Below are 890 nucleotides of genomic sequence, written 5' to 3' on the forward strand. Positions count from 1 at the left end.
GGAACCAGACCTGCATATGCCATCAATTGGCGTGGGCTTTGAAATCGAGAAAATTGCCCGATTTCCGCTACCAAGGAAGTTGCGATAATTTCTGCAACACCGCGTAGTGTTTGTAATGCCTGAATCACAGGTGCATGTTGACTCTCCGTGGCCTGTGTATGAATTTCTTGCTCCAATCGCTCAATTCTTCCTGTAATTTCGTCGAGGTGATGCAGGTACTCACGAAGTACAACACTTAATGCACGGTTCTCAAACTTAAGGCTATCAAGCCATTTCCGATGTTTTGTCGTCCAATTTTTTGTTCCTTGTGGCGCATAGATACCATTACGCAATAGGAACTTGAGCAGGCGATGACGTGCCGCCAATTGATCTTTTTTGGCGTCTTCTCGCGCTCGAACAAGATCTCGCAGTGCTTCATCTTCCTCGCCAGGCACCCACACTGGTGTGAGCTCTCCTGCTCGCAACAGTTGAGCCAAGCGCAGTGCATCACGTCGATCCGTCTTTACACGATCCCCCTGACGAACTGGAATGAGTGATGGAGCCACCACGATACACGTGATACCCATTGAATGAAGTTGGCGGTACAATCCATATCCCGTTGGCCCCGCTTCGTAGCAAACCTCCAGTTGTGCGTCGCTCCCTAACTTTCCAATGAGTTTGCGGACTGCCTCTGGCGTATTGGCGATGGTACCGTGGAATCTCGGCGCTTCCCGGCCTGTGTCGGCAATTCCAATGGCAATTGTGTCCTTTGATACATCTAAACCTACGAATTTTGTGTTATTCTTCACTATAACCGGCTCCTTTTCGTATTGTGGCTCTGCACTGGTTATCCCAAATTCAGTGTAACCCACGTGCTTACGAAATGGGGCCGGCCTCGTTCATTATGACTA

1 protein-coding gene is annotated in these 890 nt (G+C 49.2%); it reads right to left on the reverse strand.

Translation table 11 applies throughout. The annotated features are described in order from the left end of the window. Positions 1-788: IS110 family RNA-guided transposase (locus ACFSB2_RS21405; RefSeq protein ID WP_377945146.1), on the reverse strand; the 788-nt coding region annotated here is incomplete at its 3' end. Positions 789-890 lie beyond the last annotated feature (102 nt).

Origin of the sequence: Alicyclobacillus fodiniaquatilis (assembly GCF_042678105.1) — a bacterium.
Taxonomy (GTDB): Bacteria; Bacillota; Bacilli; order Alicyclobacillales; family Alicyclobacillaceae; genus Alicyclobacillus; species Alicyclobacillus fodiniaquatilis.